At 41.7% G+C, this 17,812-nt stretch carries 15 protein-coding genes; 7 read left to right on the top strand and 8 right to left on the bottom strand.

The features are described from left to right. Nucleotides 1-314 precede the first annotated feature (314 nt). From MUCPA_RS35245 to MUCPA_RS35230, 4 genes are all read left to right on the top strand, one after another. Nucleotides 315-920, top strand: coding sequence for an RNA polymerase sigma-70 factor (locus MUCPA_RS35245; protein ID WP_008513413.1), 606 nt, complete (start codon nt 315-317; stop codon nt 918-920). Nucleotides 921-1,032: 112 nt separating this feature from the next. Beyond that, the gene (locus MUCPA_RS35240; RefSeq protein ID WP_008513410.1) at nt 1,033-2,031 is read left to right on the top strand and encodes a FecR family protein; all 999 of its coding nucleotides are present in this window, start codon (nt 1,033-1,035) and stop codon (nt 2,029-2,031) included. 254 nt (nt 2,032-2,285) lie between these two features. Further along, nucleotides 2,286-5,747: a TonB-dependent receptor gene (locus MUCPA_RS35235; protein ID WP_008513408.1), complete on the top strand. Its 3,462-nt coding sequence runs from the start codon at nt 2,286-2,288 to the stop codon at nt 5,745-5,747. 22 nt (nt 5,748-5,769) lie between these two features. Next, complete coding sequence (locus tag MUCPA_RS35230; protein ID WP_008513406.1) at nt 5,770-7,290, top strand: RagB/SusD family nutrient uptake outer membrane protein; 1,521 nt, start codon at nt 5,770-5,772, stop codon at nt 7,288-7,290. 137 nt (nt 7,291-7,427) lie between these two features. Here the strand turns inward: MUCPA_RS35230 and MUCPA_RS35225 are convergent, their stop codons facing one another. The 6 genes from MUCPA_RS35225 to MUCPA_RS35200 form a co-directional block, all read right to left on the bottom strand. Next, nucleotides 7,428-8,192 (bottom strand): SDR family NAD(P)-dependent oxidoreductase, encoded by a 765-nt coding sequence (locus MUCPA_RS35225; protein ID WP_008513405.1) that lies wholly within the window; start codon nt 8,190-8,192, stop codon nt 7,428-7,430. Between the two features lie 104 nt (nt 8,193-8,296). Next, entirely contained in the window at nt 8,297-9,202 is a 906-nt protein-coding gene (locus MUCPA_RS35220) for a helix-turn-helix domain-containing protein (protein ID WP_008513404.1), read from the bottom strand. A gap of 212 nt (nt 9,203-9,414) precedes the next feature. Beyond that, entirely contained in the window at nt 9,415-10,422 is a 1,008-nt protein-coding gene (locus tag MUCPA_RS35215; protein WP_008513403.1) for a YncE family protein, read from the bottom strand. Nucleotides 10,423-10,498: 76 nt separating this feature from the next. Beyond that, on the bottom strand, nt 10,499-11,761 hold the full coding sequence (locus MUCPA_RS35210; RefSeq protein ID WP_008513402.1) for a sensor histidine kinase: 1,263 nt from the start codon (nt 11,759-11,761) through the stop codon (nt 10,499-10,501). Beyond that, nucleotides 11,758-12,435 (bottom strand): response regulator transcription factor, encoded by a 678-nt coding sequence (locus MUCPA_RS35205; RefSeq protein WP_008513401.1) that lies wholly within the window; start codon nt 12,433-12,435, stop codon nt 11,758-11,760. The genes MUCPA_RS35210 and MUCPA_RS35205 overlap by 4 nt, the downstream gene beginning before the upstream one ends. 67 nt (nt 12,436-12,502) lie before the next feature. Continuing rightward, on the bottom strand, nt 12,503-14,971 hold the full coding sequence (locus MUCPA_RS35200; protein WP_008513400.1) for a TonB-dependent receptor domain-containing protein: 2,469 nt from the start codon (nt 14,969-14,971) through the stop codon (nt 12,503-12,505). Nucleotides 14,972-15,034: 63 nt separating this feature from the next. On the opposite strand from MUCPA_RS35200, the gene MUCPA_RS38510 reads away from it, so the two are divergent. Then, nucleotides 15,035-15,391 carry a hypothetical protein gene (locus MUCPA_RS38510; protein ID WP_217220380.1) on the top strand — a complete coding sequence of 119 codons (357 nt, stop codon included), beginning with the start codon at nt 15,035-15,037 and terminating at the stop codon, nt 15,389-15,391. Nucleotides 15,392-15,432: 41 nt separating this feature from the next. Here MUCPA_RS38510 and MUCPA_RS35190 read toward each other — a convergent pair whose 3' ends face one another. Beyond that, nucleotides 15,433-15,681 carry a hypothetical protein gene (locus MUCPA_RS35190; RefSeq protein WP_008513399.1) on the bottom strand — a complete coding sequence of 83 codons (249 nt, stop codon included), beginning with the start codon at nt 15,679-15,681 and terminating at the stop codon, nt 15,433-15,435. A 69-nt stretch (nt 15,682-15,750) separates the two neighbouring features. Next, complete coding sequence (locus tag MUCPA_RS35185; RefSeq protein ID WP_008513398.1) at nt 15,751-16,713, bottom strand: YihY/virulence factor BrkB family protein; 963 nt, start codon at nt 16,711-16,713, stop codon at nt 15,751-15,753. Between the two features lie 222 nt (nt 16,714-16,935). On the opposite strand from MUCPA_RS35185, the gene MUCPA_RS38055 reads away from it, so the two are divergent. Together MUCPA_RS38055 and MUCPA_RS35180 are read left to right on the top strand one after the other, a co-directional pair. Then, nucleotides 16,936-17,091 (top strand): lmo0937 family membrane protein, encoded by a 156-nt coding sequence (locus tag MUCPA_RS38055; RefSeq protein WP_008513396.1) that lies wholly within the window; start codon nt 16,936-16,938, stop codon nt 17,089-17,091. 43 nt (nt 17,092-17,134) lie between these two features. Beyond that, nucleotides 17,135-17,677: a YciE/YciF ferroxidase family protein gene (locus tag MUCPA_RS35180; RefSeq protein ID WP_008513393.1), complete on the top strand. Its 543-nt coding sequence runs from the start codon at nt 17,135-17,137 to the stop codon at nt 17,675-17,677. Nucleotides 17,678-17,812 lie beyond the last annotated feature (135 nt).

The following is a 17,812-nucleotide window of genomic DNA, read 5'->3' as shown; positions in this document are numbered from 1 at the left end:
GTTAAAAAAGTTATCAGAGGTTAGTTAAAGCTTTAGCTACGGCTGTTTATTTTAGCCGGGGGTTGTTTTAGATTGATATGTAAGGAATACTGCGGCAAATTAGCAACACACAGGATGGAGCAGGATGCGCGTTAAAATGGTATCTTATACTTTTATGTTAACATTCAATTTCCGAACATGACGTTTTCGGTGCCAATTAAAAATTATCTTAATAGTTAAATTATATTAATCTTATATTTGGAGGTACTTAAAGCGGAAATATTGAATTGTTGAAATTTCGGCATTATTATTGACTGTGAATAGTATTAGCCATTGTGAGTAGCGTGTGGAATATTGAAATTGAAAATGAGAAATCATTGGTAGCTAAAATAGCGGAAGGTAACCATAAGGCTTTTACTTCGTTATTTAAAAATTGCTACAATAAGGTTTACAGCTACGCGATGAAAATTTGCCAGTCGGAGTTTGTTGCCGAAGAAATAGTGCAAGACGTTTTCATGAAAATCTGGATCAACAAGGCAAGTTTGCCGGGAATTGAAAATATCGGCGGGTATATTTTTACCATGACGCGTAATCAGGCTTTGCAAGCACTCAAAAAAATAGCGCTCGAAACCCATTGCAATGCGGTTAAAAATCTGGATTGGACCGAGCTTGACAAACAAACCGAAAACTACATTAATTATAAGGATGCCAAGATGATTTTGGATAAAGCCATAGCTACCTTGCCATCACAACAGAAATTAGTTTACCATATGTGCCATATGGAAGGAATGAAACACCAGGAGGTAGCCAACCAACTGAGTATTTCGAGGCTCACCGTTAAGGTGCACCTGAGGCAGGCAGTAAAAACCGTACGCGAGATAGTACTCTCAAACACCAGCTTTTTATTTTTCTTAATTGTAAATCAGCTATTTGAAAAATAATTGCTTTTTTATCATTTACAACTACTCCCTTTTCTGCTGCCGATCATCATCATCAATATAAGGTTAATTGCACTACTGTAGTTTCTGCAGTAAAATGACCACCAATACCTAAATGGAAAATTTTCGGCTGAGCTATCTATTTCAAAAATATATTGACAAAACCTGCACTCCGGCGGAGTACCAGGAGTTGATGATGTACATTAATGACCGCGATAATGATGCGTTATTAAATCAGTTACTATATAACGCGGGGGAGCATTTGCCAGATGAGCAACTATCCCCAATAAAAGCGCGGAAGATTCTTAAAAAAACTATTGCAGGTACCGAAGCTTCCTCAGCAAGAACAATAGTTTCAGCTAAAAACCTACCGGCTTTGCTTTGGCTGGCGGCATCTGTTTTACTTGTCGCGGGGCTTAGTTTTCTGTTTCTAAGCCATTATACACAAGCGGCCGGTGATATTAAAATAACATATTCCAAGCCCGTTAACGATCATCAGCTGATCCGCTTGAGTGATGGAACCACGGTAACACTTAATAAAAACAGTCGTATTGAATACCCCGAAGCTTTTAATGGTTTAACCCGAGAGGTTACATTAGTTGGTGAAGGTTATTTTGATGTGAAACATGATGGCCATAAACCATTTTTGGTTCATGTTGGTAAGCTAACAGTTACTGTTTTAGGAACAGCTTTTAACATTAACGCCAATAGTATTAAAAACAATATAGCGGTTACAGTTACCAGGGGTAAGGTTTCGGTAAGCGACCAGCATAAAGTTTTGGGTACGTTGGTCCGTAACCAACAAATCAGTGTCAATACAAAAAGCTTAGTGTCTAAACAACTTGTTGTGAATGCCGGCCAGGTTATTCAGTGGCAATCAGACGATCTGTTTTTTGATGATGTAACGATGGCTGCTGCCATGAAGACACTTGAAAACCGGTTTAATACCAAAATAGATTTTGATAACGAACACATCAGGCACTGTACTTTAACAGGTGCCTTTACGCATCACGAAAGTTTACAGCAAATATTGAAAGTGCTGTGCTCTTTTAACAATGCTACATATTTAATTAAGCCCGACCACGAAGTTATCATCAGCGGCCCGGGCTGCTAAATTTAAAGCCAACCAATATCAATGATATAATGAAAAAAGTTTACCTGTAGTAATTAAAAAAATCTCCCTGTATCAGCAGGGAGATAGTTTGTAAGCCTGTTTCCGGCGCCAACCGTAGGCAGGCATGTTTCAATTAATTATTTGAGAACCAATTAAAACCAATCAAAATTATGATTTTTTCTGAAAAACCAACAGAAAACAGGGAGTTCTATGCTCCGCCTCCAAAATTTAATTTAAATTTAATACATCGGCTTATGCGGATAGGTTTATTAGCCGGGCTTTTTTTGGCAACAACATCACAGCTATTGTTGGCATCACATGCACGGGCGCAAAAAACAAGCGATGTTCAGGTCAGTTTTGAACTGAAGCATCAGTCTGTAGTTTCGGCACTAAAAAAGCTGGAAAAGGTTACTGCATTCCATTTTATTTACCATAATGAGGAAGTTGACAAAATTAACCCTGTTAGCATTCCGGTTAAGGAGCGGTCGGTAGATGAAATACTGAATTTAATTCTGGAAAATACCTCGCTCACTTATAAACAAATGGATAATAGTATCCTGATAGTAAAAAAGGACGCGCTTCCGGCAGATTCAAAGACAAATACAACCACAAAAACTTTACCTGTATTTGAAGTTGGCGGAACCGTTTTAGGGCCGGATAATTTACCGCTGCCCGGTGTGAGCATCAAAGAGAAGAACACCAGCAATGGCGCGGTTACCGATCTGGATGGTAAGTTTAAAATAAAAACACAAGGCGCCAATGCTATATTGGTGTTCAGTTACATTGGTTTTGCAACCCAGGAGGTACCTGTTAATGGCAGGGCAACCATAAAGGTAGTACTGGCTGATAATGCCAGCAAACTGAACGAGGTTGTTGTAGTTGGTTACGGCACGCAAAAAAGAGTTGCGGTTACGGGCGCTATTGCCAAAATAACTGATGCCCAGATAAATGAAAGGCCGATAACAAGGGTTGAGCAAGCCTTACAAGGCCAAATAGCCGGTGTTGCTGTCCGTTCAACTTCCGGGGCACCGGGTAGCGATATCCAGATCAATGTGCGTGGAGCCGCATCTTTAAGTGGTAGTTCAACCCCTTTATATATTGTTGATGGTGTTCCACTGGATAACCTTTCGGGCATTAACCCGTCCGATATTGCATCAATCGATGTTTTAAAGGATGCTTCTTCGGCTGCTATTTACGGTTCACGTGGTTCTAACGGTGTTATTTTAGTGACCACCAAACGTGGAAAAACCGGGCAACCTGCATTCTCGGTGTCAGCTTACACCGCTTTGGCTACCGCCGAGAGAAAGGTGCAGGTAATGACATCCGACGAATGGATCGAGTTTAATAAAAAATGGCTCGACAGGCAATGGGTAACTAAAACCGGCCAGAGCGCAAATGTTAGTCAGGCCGATAGGATTGCTTACGCAAACCGTACCGATGGAAAAACCTATACTACCCGTAATGATTTATTGGGCATCCGCGCTACTTATGGTATTTACGATCCGTATTGGGGAACGAGCGCAATTGAACCTATTGACTGGCAGGATCAGTTGCTGCGCTCTGCACCGGTAAACGATTTGCAGGTTAGCGCATCAGGTGCTAATGATGTGTTGAATTACGCTATATCCGGAGGTGCCTATAACCAAAATGGTATTGTGGTCGGCTCATCTTATACCCGTTACTCCTTTAGGGCAAACTTGGAAGCTAAAATGAGTGAGCGCGTTAAAATTGGTCTCATCCTGGCACCTTCAGTGGGAACCATCAACGGTACCAACGTTGACGGTAAAGATAATGCCGTATCCCGCGGTTTAAGTTTCCCGGGATGGGTTTTAGCCGGAAGCGGTAACATGGCCGGCGCTTCGCCTTATAAATACTACGATGGCTGGGGGCCGGGCGCAAACAACGTAAGCCCTTATGTTCAGGCTGTATATAATGACCGTATTAACCAGGATGTGCGTCTAAATTCTGCCTTTAATACCACTGTTAATATTATTAAAGGTTTAGATGTAAATGCGTTAATTGGCTGGAACTACCGTGGTAATACCAATCGTACCTATAGCCCAACCTGGATACAGGGTACCTGGGATTCGGCAACTCCGGGCCAACTTTCGTCGTCCCGCAAAACCACCACGATAGCAAACAATTTGCTATACCAGGGTACTATCAATTATAAAAAGGATTTTGGAAATAATTCTTTCACTGCTTTATTAGGTGCTACGCAGGAAACCAATAAAGACGAAACTACTGATCAGGGCCAAACAGGTTTCCCGAATGACAAAACTTATATTTTTGATGTTACAAGGGGCACAACAACCAATTACAACAGTATTTATGCAACAAATAAGGCGATTATATCATACTTCGGCAGGGTACAATACAGCTACAAAAACAAGTACCTCTTTTCCGCCTCGTTAAGAACGGATGGTTCCTCCATATTTGGGCCTAATAACCGTTGGGGTTTATTCCCATCGGTTTCCGCAGGGTGGGTGTTGAGTGAGGAAGATTTCCTGAAAAAGATTGACTGGATGGGTACTACTAAACTGAGGGCAAGCTGGGGCCGCGCAGGTAACGACCGTATTGTAGCTTCAAGCTACGTATCAAACATGGTAGCCTTAAATTATCCTACCGGTGATGCGCAGGCAATAACCAACGGATTTGTTGTGGGCAACATATCAAACTCCAGGCTTCGCTGGGAAAAAACAGATAGTTATAACCTGGGTTTGGATATCGGTTTATTGCGCGACAGGATAAGCTTATCGCTCGATGCCTATTACAAAAAAACAACCGACTTATTATTGAATGCTCCTGTATCGTTAACAACAGGCTTTGCCAATATGTATGATAACGTGGGCAGCATGGATAACAAAGGTTTTGAGGTTGAGTTAAACACAGTAAACATTGCTAAAAAATCCTTTAAATGGAACACCTCTTTAAATATTTCAATTAACCGGAATAAGATCACCGGGTTAACCAACAACAATGCTGATATCAAAATAGGGCAGGGCAACACCATCATTCAGCGGGTAGGTTCGCCTATCAACTCTTATTACCTGCTTAAGGCTATTGGGGTATTACGCGAAAGCGATTTTACTAAAGATGCATCCGGAAACTACGTAGCCAAAGTTCCAATTTATTCGGGCCAAAAGCCTGGTGACACCAAATACCTGGATGCTGTTGCCGATGGTAAAATTGATGCCAATGATTATGTGGTAGCAGGGAACTATCAACCTGACTTCGATTTTGGTATCACCAATACTTTTACTTATAAAAACTGGGACCTGACTATATTAATACAGGGCCGGGTGGGCGGCGATCTGCTCTCTATAGGTTCGCGGGGATGGAACAGGGCAACTAACGATACCCGTTATAATTATATGCAAAGCTGGTTAAAGGATGCCTACTGGTCTGAGGCTGAACCTGGCAATGGCAAAGTGCCTGCTTTTTTCTCGGCCGTAACCAGCCAGTACGATACCAACTGGATGTACAGTGCCAGTTACCTGAGGCTTAAAAATATAGCTTTGGGCTATAACCTGCCTGTATTAAAAAAGGCGTTTAAGCGATTAAGGGTTTACGCATCATGCGATAACGTATACCTATGGGATTCATACTATCCGGGGTACTCTCCTGAAGCCGCAACCCAGGATAACTCGTCGTCCGACTGGGGTTCTTATCCATTGGCCCGCACGCTTTCATTTGGTTTAACCGCAAACTTTTAATTGAGCCTTAAAATTTACAGTAATGAAAAATATAAAAAATTACATGATCATCTTAGCGGGCACCGCCTTGCTGATGCAATCGTGCAAAAGCACCATCGATATATCCCCGATAGAAAATAATACCTCGAAACAATTTTATTCAAATGAGATCGAGATCAAGCAGGCCGCAATCGGCATTTATGCCCGCTTAGGAAGAAACGGAACCAATACCGATTTTGCTACCGATTATTTTTGGCTGGCATCAGAAAACCGGTCGGATTTGTTGTATATCGCCGGGGAAACATCAGCACAAAATGATCAGCTGGAGTTACGGAAATATTTAACCACATCAACCTCTGGAACTGTTTCGGTCATATTTTCACGACTTTACCAGGTTATTAAAGAGGCCAATAACCTGTTATATTATACCAAAGAAGGTGAATATTTACGGTACCGTGCCGAGGCGAAGTTTTTAAGAGCGTATGCATATTCAGAACTGGTGAGGTCGTTTGGTCCTGTTGCTTTAGTGACTGCGCCGATTGAAAATTCGGATGCTGTTGCCCTGCCACGCGCTCCAGCCGTGGATATTTATGCGCAAATTATTTCTGATCTTCAATATGCGGCTGCTAACCTGCAAAAAACATATACCGGCACCGATGCTGGCCGTGTTGGCAGCCTGGCCGCTAACGCACTGCTCGGACAGGTGTACATGACCATGGCAGGTTACCCCTTAAATGATGCCACTGCCAACGCCAAGGCCGAAGCTGTTTTTGCCGGTATTATTACCGATGTAAGCGCCCGTTTTGGCCCGGTTTACGCGCAATTGTTTACTTTGGCCAACGAGAATAAGTATGATCTGTTCTCTATCCAATTCGCGTCAGGTGGTTTAGGCACGGGCTCAAGCCTGGCCGGTTATATCACCAGCTCGGCATCATCGGGCACCCCTTTTCCCGAATGGATGTATAATAGTTATACGCTGCAGGGGCAGGATATGCGTGTAGATAGTATTTTGGTGAAGGAGATGAAAAAGAATAAGGATCTGCGTTTTTCAGCAAGTATAGATACAGGATATTACAATGCCCTCAGTACCGTTACAAACCGCCTTTTTATTGCCAGGAATATTGTAACCAAGTTTTTGGAGAAGGATAACACCAATACCAGGATCAAATCGTGGAATGATCAACCCAGAAACTTCCCGATTATCCGCGACGCGGACGTTTACCTTTTATATGCCGAAGCCTTAATTCAGGATGGTAAAGCGGGTACCGCAAGGCAGTACGTTAACGCGATCAGAACAAGGGGAGGTTTACCGGTACTTACCGCCGACCCTACACTGGCCGATATCAAAAGAGAAAGAAAATACGAGTTTATTGGCGAGGGCAGAAGATTTTTTGACCTCGTGCGTTGGGGAGAAACCGAAGCGGTAAGCACTTTAGCAGCTTCTACTACCTATTACCACTCCAAGTTGAATGGCCAGTTACCAACCAAGCGCGATTTGTTGTTACCTATTCCGCAAAACGAATTGAAAACCCGCTCTAACTGGGCTCAAAACTTTGGGTATTAATTTCCATCATGTTGATGTAAATAAAAATAGCTTCCAAAAGGAAGCTATTTTTATTTAATGCCATTTGGTGGTTATCCTCCTTTTTGTTGTTCGCAGGCAGAGTAGAACAGCGTAGTCTTTTCAGGTGCTGATCGTGCTTACAAATTAGCGCCACCGGATACTTCAATGCGTTGCGCATTAATCCACCTCGCATCATCACTGCATAAAAAGGCTACTACTCCGCCAATATCTTCCGGCAAGCCAACGCGGCCAAGGGCGGTGGTTGACTTAACATAGTCATTATACTGAGGATTATCGCGCACTACGCCGCCACCAAAATCGGTTTCAATGGCTCCCGGCGCAACGATGTTCACGGCTATGCCGCGGGCACCCAATTCTTTGGCCTGGTATTTAGTTAAGGTTTCTATAGCGCCTTTCATTGCCGCGTAAGCTGAATAGCCGGGTGCCGTAAAGCGGGCCAGTCCTGTTGAAAGGTTGATGATTCTGCCACCGTTGTTAATTAACGGAAGTGCTTTTTGCGTTAAAAAATAAACACCTTTAAAATGAACGTTCATCAACAGGTCAAACTGTTCTTCTGTGGTTTCGGCAAAGGGAGTATTCATGCCTATACCTGCATTATTTATTAAAAAGTCGAACTTATCAGTATCGAAAACCTCTTTCAAAACAGTTTTTACTTTGTTAAAAAATGCATCAAAGGTTTTTACTTCACCTGTATTAAGTTGCAGTGCGGCTGCCTTTTGCCCAGCCTGCTCAATTGCGGCTACTACGGCCAATGCTTCGTCCTTTTTATGATTATAAGTTAATATAACGCTGATTCCTTTTTTGGCAAGGCTCAAAGCCATGTCTTTACCTAAGCCGCGGCTGCCGCCGGTTACTAATGCTATTTTACTCTTTGTTTCCATCTGGATATCTGTTTTAAATTTTTGATGAAACAAAGATGCGGTAATAAAAGGCGATGTTGTTTGCAAACATCAATCCAATGTTTACGAAATTCAAATACGATAGGCTAAGCTCTGAAGCTCATCGGCGCAAATGAAGTTTGTTTCCTGAAGAAGTTTGAAAAATGAGATACCTGCTCAAAGCCCAGGCAATAGGCAATCTCGGATATGTTCCAGTCGGTTTGTTTAAGCAGGATTTTGGCCTCCTGTATAATCCGGCCGGTAATGATATCTGTGGTTGTTTTGCCGGTATTTTCTTTCAATACTTTATTCAGATGGTTTACATGTACAGCTAACCTGTCGGCATAATCTTTCGCTGTGCGTAAATTTAATTTTTGATGCGGCGATTCTATCGGGAACTGCCTTTCCAGCAACTCAATAAAAAGGGAAGAAACACGCGCAGAAGCTGTATGTGAAGGATAAAGGGCTGTTAGCGGTTGGAGTTTTTGCCCGTAATGGATCAATTCGAGCACATAATTACGTATCAAATCATATTTGTAAACATAATCGGATGAAAGCTCCTTGTACATCTTGCTGAAAATAGAGGCAATGTCGTGGGCCGCTTCGTCTGTGAGTTGAAAAATAGGATAGCCGCCGGGCTGAAATATGGGCAGATCATCCAGGATTACCCCGCTTTTAGCCTGCACTAAAAAATCGCTGGTAAAAATGCAAAAAAAGCCACTTTGCAAATCGTCCTGCGGTATCCAGTTGTAGGGTATTTTGGGCGTAGCAAATAATATGGCATTCTTTTCAATATCAACCACTTTGTCGGCGTATTCTGCTTTATTACGTCCGCTGATGATGCTGATTTTGTAATACGCGCGCCTGTTGTAGGGCATAAATCCCTTCTTTTTCGACGGGGCAATTAAATCAGCTACTTTAAAAACATTAAAATGGCCAATTTCTTTATTAATGCCTTCGGGGATAAGCGTTGCCGTTTGCCTGTAAAAATCTTCAAGGGTTGTAATTTCCATATTGGGCTGATTTGCAAAATTCAAATATACTGAACTTAATTATCAGTACCACGGCATTACCGCTAATAAGCGCCCGACAGCAGATTACACTATAAAAATTGAGCCTGATGTGCCAAAAATAACATCAAGCTCAATCAGAAAAAATGCAGGTAGTACGCTAAGCCGGTATACTGTATGGCTTGGCTACACTATGATAAAATCAATAAATGATTTTATTGCAGCTTGTACACTAATACGGTAAAGGTATGCGGCAAAGCTTTGCGTGTTCCTTTTTCAAACTCGGCTACGCTTAGGTATATTTTATGGGTTTTGGTATCTAAAGCAAGTGTTTTAGCACGATATTGTGTAGTAAGGGTTTGAATGGTTTTATAGGCGTTGGCAGACTCTTGCTGAATAACGGTGCTTGTACCGTCGCCATTGGATACCAGTATCAGTTTAGTTTCGGCATCGTAAGCTACCGCATCAACACCGGCTCCAATGGGTATGGTGGTAATTACTTTACCGGTTGTGATATCAATTACGCTCATGCCTTTATTTTCGCGACAAACGGTAAACAAGCGTTGATTTTTTTGGTCGAGTGCCAGGCCGGTGGGGCCGCCGCATGGCGCCAGCGGGTAGTTTTTAATTACCTTCATGGTTTTAGTATCTATTACATCAAGGCTGCTCTTATCCTCCAGGTTATTGTATATTCTGCCTTTACCATCAGATACGGCGAATTCGGGCGCGCCGCTTAGCTGAATGGTGCCGGTTTGCTTTAACGTATTCGGATCAACTATAGAGGCATTTTTGCTGTCGCCGTTAAAGGTTAAAACTTTATCCGAGAAGGGATCGTAAAGAATGGCATCTGCACCCTTGTTGCTCAATGGGATAGAGGCTATTTTTTTTAGTGTTTTTAAATCAAAGGCAACTGCCGCGTTACCCCTTCCATCACTGATAAAGCCTTTATTAACCTTATTATCAAAGGCAATACCGTGTACACCCTGCATGCCATCTATCGTGCCGATCAACTTTTCGGTAGCTAAATCAATCACATTTACTTCCGTACCGTGCGAAACATATAAGCGATTGTTTACCTTATCAATGGATAAATAATCGTAGCCGCCATCACCGGGAAGGGCTATCTTTTTATCTAAAACATATTTTACGTTTTGTGCCCGCACTGTTAAGGATACTGTGGCGATTAACAATGCGCCTGTAAGGCCTAAAAAAAACTTTTTCATTTGGTTAAAGCTGTTTAATTGATTTGTAAGGTAAAGCTATCAACTGATTCTGGATACAATTGGTAGATAATGAAAATCAGACAGCCGCTGCGGTAAAATTAAGGCTGAAAGTGTGGAAAGGCGATTCAAAGCTATAGCCGAATTGCAGGCCGTAATTAGTACAGATTTGCCTCGAGATGGTAAGCCCAAGGCCGGTGCCTTCGGATCCGGATGATTTGTTGAAGCGCTTAAAAATATCTTTATCCTCTAATGCAACCGTGTCGCCGGTGTTTTGGATAATCAGTTTTTCGGCGGTTAAACGGATGAGGATCTGGCCGCGGTAATAGTTGTGCCGCATGGCGTTACTAATCAGGTTGTTCAGCAATATCTCCGTAAGGTACCGGCTTATCAACAATTGTTTTTCTTCCAGTTGGCATACTACGCTTATTTCTTTGGAGCCGAACAGTTCTTTAAATTCGCCAATTTTTTCTTCTATTAGTGGCTTAAAGTCAATCAGTTGCTCATCGTGCAATAGCTTGTTCTCTATTTTAACAAGTAATAATAAAGATTGGTTTAACCGGCTCAGCCGGGATACTGCTCCGTAAACATCAGTCAGCAAATTGCTTTGTGGCTCGTTATATTCCCCGGTTTGCAAAAGGGTGTCCAGTTTGGAGTTGATTACCGCTATGGGCGTCATCAGTTCGTGAGCCGCGTTTTCTGTAAAATCTTTCAGATCCCGGTAATCGCCTTTTACCCGTGACGACATTTGCACAATAGCCTGGTTCAGCTCGTTAAATTCATCAATTTTTGAATGCGCCACGCTTACATCAGTACCATCGCTTAAATTAAACAAACGTAGCTGGTTCAGCATGCTGTAAAAGGGCTGCCACATCCTGTTCAAAACAAAGCGGTTTGTTATAAATAAGATGAGCACCAGGAACACAATTACGCCAATGGTAATCATAAAAACAATGGTGATCAGATCCTCAGTTTCTACCTTTGATTCTGTGATGTTAATCTGGTAATAATGGCCGTTAACCAGTGCGGATGTCAACAATCCGCGCCCGGATTCGTATTGCTGCTCCTTTTTATTAAAAAAATCGCTGTTTACAAATTGCCGCTCGATGGGATGGCTCAGCGGCGAAAACTTAACTTGCTGATATTTGGAGTCTGCAGGTTCGGGCAGGCTGTTGTATTTCCCTATATAATCTAAAATCTCCTGCTCTTCAGTTTTAATGTCCTTGTCAACCTGGTGGTTCAGGATGTAACTAATGGCCTGGTAATAAATAATACCTGTAATAAACAGTACAATAACAGTAGTTAGTACATTAATGCGGTTGTACCGGGCAAAAAGCTTCATACATCCGTTAATTTATAGCCCATGCCATAGCTGGCTTTGATGTAATCTTTTGCTCCGGCTTCTTCCAGCTTTTTGCGTACGTTTTTAAGGTGCGAGTAAATGAAATCAAAATTATCGGCCATATCGGCGGTATCGCCCCAAAGGTGTTCGGCAATGGCGTTTTTAGATACAACTTTACCTTTGTTGGCAAAAAAGTAAAGTAAAAGCGCATACTCTTTCCGGGTAAATTTAACCAATTGGTTATTCACCTTAACCTCTTTGGCAAGCAGATCAATGCTGATCTCGTTAAAAGTAAGCACATTGCTTCCGCTAAACGTCTTCCGCCTGATGATGGCGGTAACCCTGGCCTTTAGCTCAGAAAGGTGAAAAGGTTTAACCAGGTAGTCGTCGGCACCCAGGTCAAGGCCCGCTAACTTATCATCCAGAGAGTTTTTGGCCGATATAATCAATACGCCATCGGGGTTATGGTTTTCTTTCAGGTATTTTAAAATATTCATTCCGCTGCCGCCGGGCAAATTGATATCGAGTAAAATGCAGTCGTAACTGTACATACTTACTTTGGCCATGGCCGATGCAAAATCCTTAGCGGTTTCGCAAATGTTACCGGCTTCCGAAAAATAAGATTCTATACTTTCAGACAGCCCTTGCTCGTCTTCAATAATTAAAATTTTCATACAACCCTTTCTTTTTTAAATATAGGTATTACATCAATGATAGCAAGCCGTATAACTAAATTGGCCACTATAGGTCGTTCGGTATGCCGGGAGGACTAATATCCTCATTTCTATCTTTTTTAAATTCAAGTTTGCCAAATTTGTAGCTTAGGCTGATACCGAACCACCGGTTAGGTACCTGCCGTTGCGAATACTGGTAATTACCGGGCGTAATAACGGTTTGACTTTGCTTAACATATTGGCTAAAAGGCATGTTGGTTGTTAAGCCTATACTTGCCTTTTTATTGAGCAACTGTTTGCGAACGGCAAAGTTATAGGTTGCCAACGATGAGTTTTTGCCGTTAAGCAAAAACCTTGGACTTTCGTAATTAATAAAGGCTTCGGCGGTAAAGTTGTGCTTAAAATCGTATGATGCATTCATATTCATCCGGCATTCATAGCCGCTTACAAAGTCGGGCGTGTTGGGCAGGTTTACCGTCACCCGCCTGTTAGACGCCATAATTTGCGGCCTTAATGTGAAATTTTTACCTATCGGTAGTGAGGCTGAAATGTTGATACCCGTGCGCACCTCGGAGCCCACGTTGGCCCTGGTTGTTACGTACACATTTTTATAGTATTTCCCGGCAACCAACAGCGAGTCGTAAGGGGCTGTATATTGCTTGATATCAAATCCGTTATGCCGGTAAAAGCCGGTGATATTGATATTGCCACCTTCCTCAAATGACTTGTTAAAACCTAATTCAAAGTTGTTACCTATCTCTGGGTGCAGATTGGGGTTGCCGTATGAAATATTGTAAGGATCGCTGCTGTTGACAAAAGGATTAAGGTCGCCGAAATCGGGGCGCTCAATCCGTTTACTATAGGCTACTTTAATCGTTGTGCTTTTATTTAATTTATGTGATAAAACGAGTGACGGAGACAGGAAATTGTAAGAGGGGATAGAAGCTCCTTGAAAATCTACACCTGTATTGGTATATTCATCTCTTAGCCCGGCTTTGGCATCAAAAAACTTAAATAACTGAAAACTTGCCGAAACATAGTAAGCATAAACCTGCCGGCTATAATTAAAACTGCTCGACTGGCTGGCTGAATAAATAAACTGGTTAAGGCTGCTATTGAACGGATTAACAAGCGATGTGCTGTTGATGTTTTCAAACTCAACTTTAGCCCCTGTTGCAAAGCTTGCATCGGTATTTAAAGGTAAGGTATAGTCCACGGATACCTGGTGCTGCTTGTCGTTACCCGGATTATTTCCTGTTGAGCCCGACGACGGTTTGGCGCCATTGATATAATCTTGTTTCTGATAATAATCTCCGCTGTTTTTACCAAAGCTGGCCGTATAACCGATGTTTAATTCTTCGCCATCTTTTTTGAAAGTTTTTTTATAATCGGCATGTACGTCAATTGCATTTTCTCCGGAGTGGCTGTTTGAATTACGCATTGAAAACAGATCAGAGAAGGGGAAGTTGGAACCTTTGATCTGCTCGTCTTGCTGGTTGGTTAATCCTTCGTTGTAATTGCTGAAATGATGCATACTGATACCAAAAGTAAGGTTGTTTTTTGGGGTGATGGCCCAGTCGAAGTTGATGCCCGACTGATAGCTGTTTCTTTCCAGGTAACCATAACCGTTTTGCAACTGGTTTGAAGTAGTGTCAGTTATCAAATTTGTTTTGTTGCGTGTGTTTAAAGTTTTTGAACGCAGTGTTTTATTAGCGCTGAAAAACAAGTTGACACCAAAATTATCAGTACGCGCGTTAAGGTTAACGGATGTGTTTTCCAAACGCGTACCTGCGGATAAGTTTATGCTTCCGTTATAGCCCTTTACCTTATTATCCTTTAATATAATGTTAATGATGCCCCCTGTGCCCGAGGCATCGTATTGAGCGCCCGGGCTGGTAATCACTTCCACACTTTTGACCTGGCTCGCGGGGATAGATTGCAGAGCATCGGCAAGGCTTGTGCCAAATATACTGGAAGGTTTGCCATTGATCAGAAATTTAACGTTTGGGTTGCCGAGCAATTCAACATTGCCGTCAATATCTACAGATACCATCGGCACTTTTTTTAATAAATCTGTAGCTACGCCACCTTGCGATGTAAGATCGTTACCTGCGTTATAAACCAGTTTATCAATCTTATTCTCTACAGCACTGGCCTGTGCAGTAATATTAACACTGTTGAGCATTTTTTGGTTAGGCGCAATAACAATTGTATTTAACCTAATGCTATTGGACGTTGCGTTGATCAACAGGTGCTCTGTTAAGGCTCGTTTGTATCCCAAAAAATCTATCGATACCTGGTACTCACCATCAGGGATATTGGTTAAAACGAAATTGCCTTTCGCATCTGATGTTGTACCGTTGATGGGTTGGAGCTTTCCCTGTTTGTAAATGGCTATTGTGGCATATTCTATAGGCGTATTGGTAACTGCGTCTTTTACTTTACCGCTAATTTTTCCTTTATCCTTCAGCCCGCTTTGCGCAGCTGCAACAACAGGAATAAAAACCAGTAGAATTAATGTGGAGAAGTACTTCATGTATGATTAGTGTTCCGCAAACATCACTATCAATTTTGTAGTAAATTTGGATATACGTATCATTTGGAAAAAATGGCTGCTATGATGATGCATCAATTTTTTTCAGGGGGGAGAAGAGTAACATTGATCAACGAAATCGTTTATGGCTTACTCCTGAATAGGCGAGGGCATTGCCGAGTTGCTGTACTTGTTATATCAAATCCGGAAAAAAACGGAGCTTTTTCACTAAATAATAACAAAGGGACAGGATGCCTCGATATGATTGAGTATTTCGATATCGCAGGTAAAACGGTATTATCAAAAATAGCCTATAGGATAAATATAATTGTGCCCGGCAAGTTATTATTGTGCACAGATATCTTGTTCAACAAAAATATCAAAAGTAATCGTGGTTACTCTTTGCCAGTTTTATTGAGATGAGTAACCACGTTGACACGGGAAATTATTGGTTTGGGACCGATCTAACTTTCCAGCGTTTGCATTACATCCTCAGCTTTGTCTGATGGCTGGTCTTCGTTGAGTGAGGTACCTGAAGTAGTAACTTTTGCATCTGATGACGGCAAATCGCTGTCATGATTCTTTTTGTTCCAATGCTCCAGATGATTTAATAACCAGTCGACTACCTTCAGTTGAACAAGTTCTGAAGTAAACGAATTAACAGGCTCTGCCAGCTCCCTAAGCTGCTGCTTTACTTTTTCAATTTGTTTCATTGGTTTTAAATATGGAAAAAAAATAAAAGACAGACAAATAACGTTATTAACATTTACTTAACGCCAGTATTATTTTGCTGTGTCGTGATGTTGCCTTGGCAATACAGCCACATCTTTTTCCTCTTCTTTTTGCTCCACATGTACCGCAAAATCCGCCGGTTCAATTTTAATTCCGTTAAAGTCGGCGTAGGCTCTTGTAAATTCTGCTCCAAAATAAAGAATTGCCGCCGTATAATAAATCCACAACAGGATCACGATTAATGATCCTGCGGCGCCATAAGTTGAACTTGTTCCCGATTGATCAATATAAATTCCAATAACCAACCTACCTATCATGAACAAAATAGCGGTAAAAATAGCTCCGGATACTACGTCTTTCCAGGCTATTTTGGCATCGGGAAGCATCTTGAAAATAATACCGAATAACACGGCAATAACAATAAAGCTGATGACTATATTGATGACGCTTAACAGGATAACTGTGATATCCGGCAAAAAGTTTTTCAGCCTGTCGCTCAACGCGAGGAGGGCGCCGTTAACCACAAGCGATACCAACAGTAAAAATCCGAGGGTAATAATAAGTGACGAAGATAGTAAGCGGTCTTTAATAAGTTTAAGCCAACCTTTTTCTGGTTTTGCTTTTACTTGCCAGATAATGTTGATGGTATCCTGTATTTCGCCGAAAACCGATGTGGCTCCGATGATGAGGGTAACAACCCCAACAACTACCGATAAGGTAGATTCTCCGGAGAGTTCGAGGTGTTTGATCATGTCCTGGATTTGCTTAGCCGCATCGTTGCCAACGATGCCGTTAATTTCTGAAAAAACCTTACCCTGAATGGCATCCTTTCCTAAAAATACGGCGGCAAGCGAAATTAGCAACAACAACAGCGGGGCAAGCGAGAAAATTGTATAATAGGCAAGGGAGGCGCTATACTTGAGTGCTTTGTCGTCCATAAAACTATTAAAGGCGGCCTTTAAAATAGTGAATCCGTTTTTAAGGGCTTTTATGCTGAAGTATTTTTTCATCATTTAGTTCTATTTTTAATTGTTAAGAAATAATTCTTAGCAATATTTATGCCTCGCTTAAATTTATTTAATAATGTATGCTATTGTAAACCCAATTTTGATATTCCCTACACATCATTTAAAAAGTATGGCCCATACGGTTGATTTAACATTGCGCCCTGCATTGGTATATAAATTGTATACCGATAACAAGTAAAATTCAACATACACTAAAAAACATTAACCATGAGATCATTACTTTACATCGTTGCCGTTATCCTGATTATAGGATGGGCATTAGGGGCCTTCGTTTATTCAGCTGGCAGCTTAATTCACATTTTATTAGTGATTGCTATCATATCACTTATCCTCGGCTTCATCAGGCGCGACGCGGTTGTTTAACCCCCGCTGCCTCATTCTATCAATCTATTAAAAAAAAATACCTATGAAAACCACAAAAAAACAAGCAGTGCCTTCAAAAACAGGCAAAATGGAAGATTCTGAATTCCATGAATTTTTTATTGACGAGTTAAAAGATATTTACTGGGCCGAAAAACACCTGGTTAAGGCATTACCTAAAATGAAGAAGGCTGCTACAAGCAGCGAATTGGCCGAGGCCTTTGACAAGCATACTTTAGAAACCCAAACGCATATTGAAACCTTAGAACAGGTTTTTGCTTTGCTTGACGAAAAACCAGCTGCAAAAAAATGCGATGCGATGGCTGGATTGCTGGAGGAGGCTAATGGTATTATTGAAGATACCGATGCCGGTACCATGATACGTGATGCGGGACTTATCCTGGCGGCTCAAAAAGTTGAGCATTACGAAATTGCTACTTACGGTACGCTTAGAGTTTTTGCTGCAAACATGGGCCATACTGATGTTGCTGACCTGCTGTCGCAAACATTGGAAAACGAAAAAGCTACAGATGTAGCACTAACAACCGTTGCGGAAACTTTTGTTAACGAGCAGGCCGCAGCCGAATAAAACATCCGATTACAATATGTACATCAAGGGCCGCTTAAACTAAGCGGCCTTTGTTATTTAATTATGTCCACGTACTACTACAAACCGGAATATGCTTGCTAATCGTCCATAGGCAATTCCTTGCCGACCATTTAA

The sequence above is a fragment of the Mucilaginibacter paludis DSM 18603 genome, assembly GCF_000166195.2.
Lineage (GTDB): Bacteria > Bacteroidota > Bacteroidia > Sphingobacteriales > Sphingobacteriaceae > Mucilaginibacter > Mucilaginibacter paludis.
This window is presented reverse-complemented; position numbering and strand designations above follow the sequence as displayed.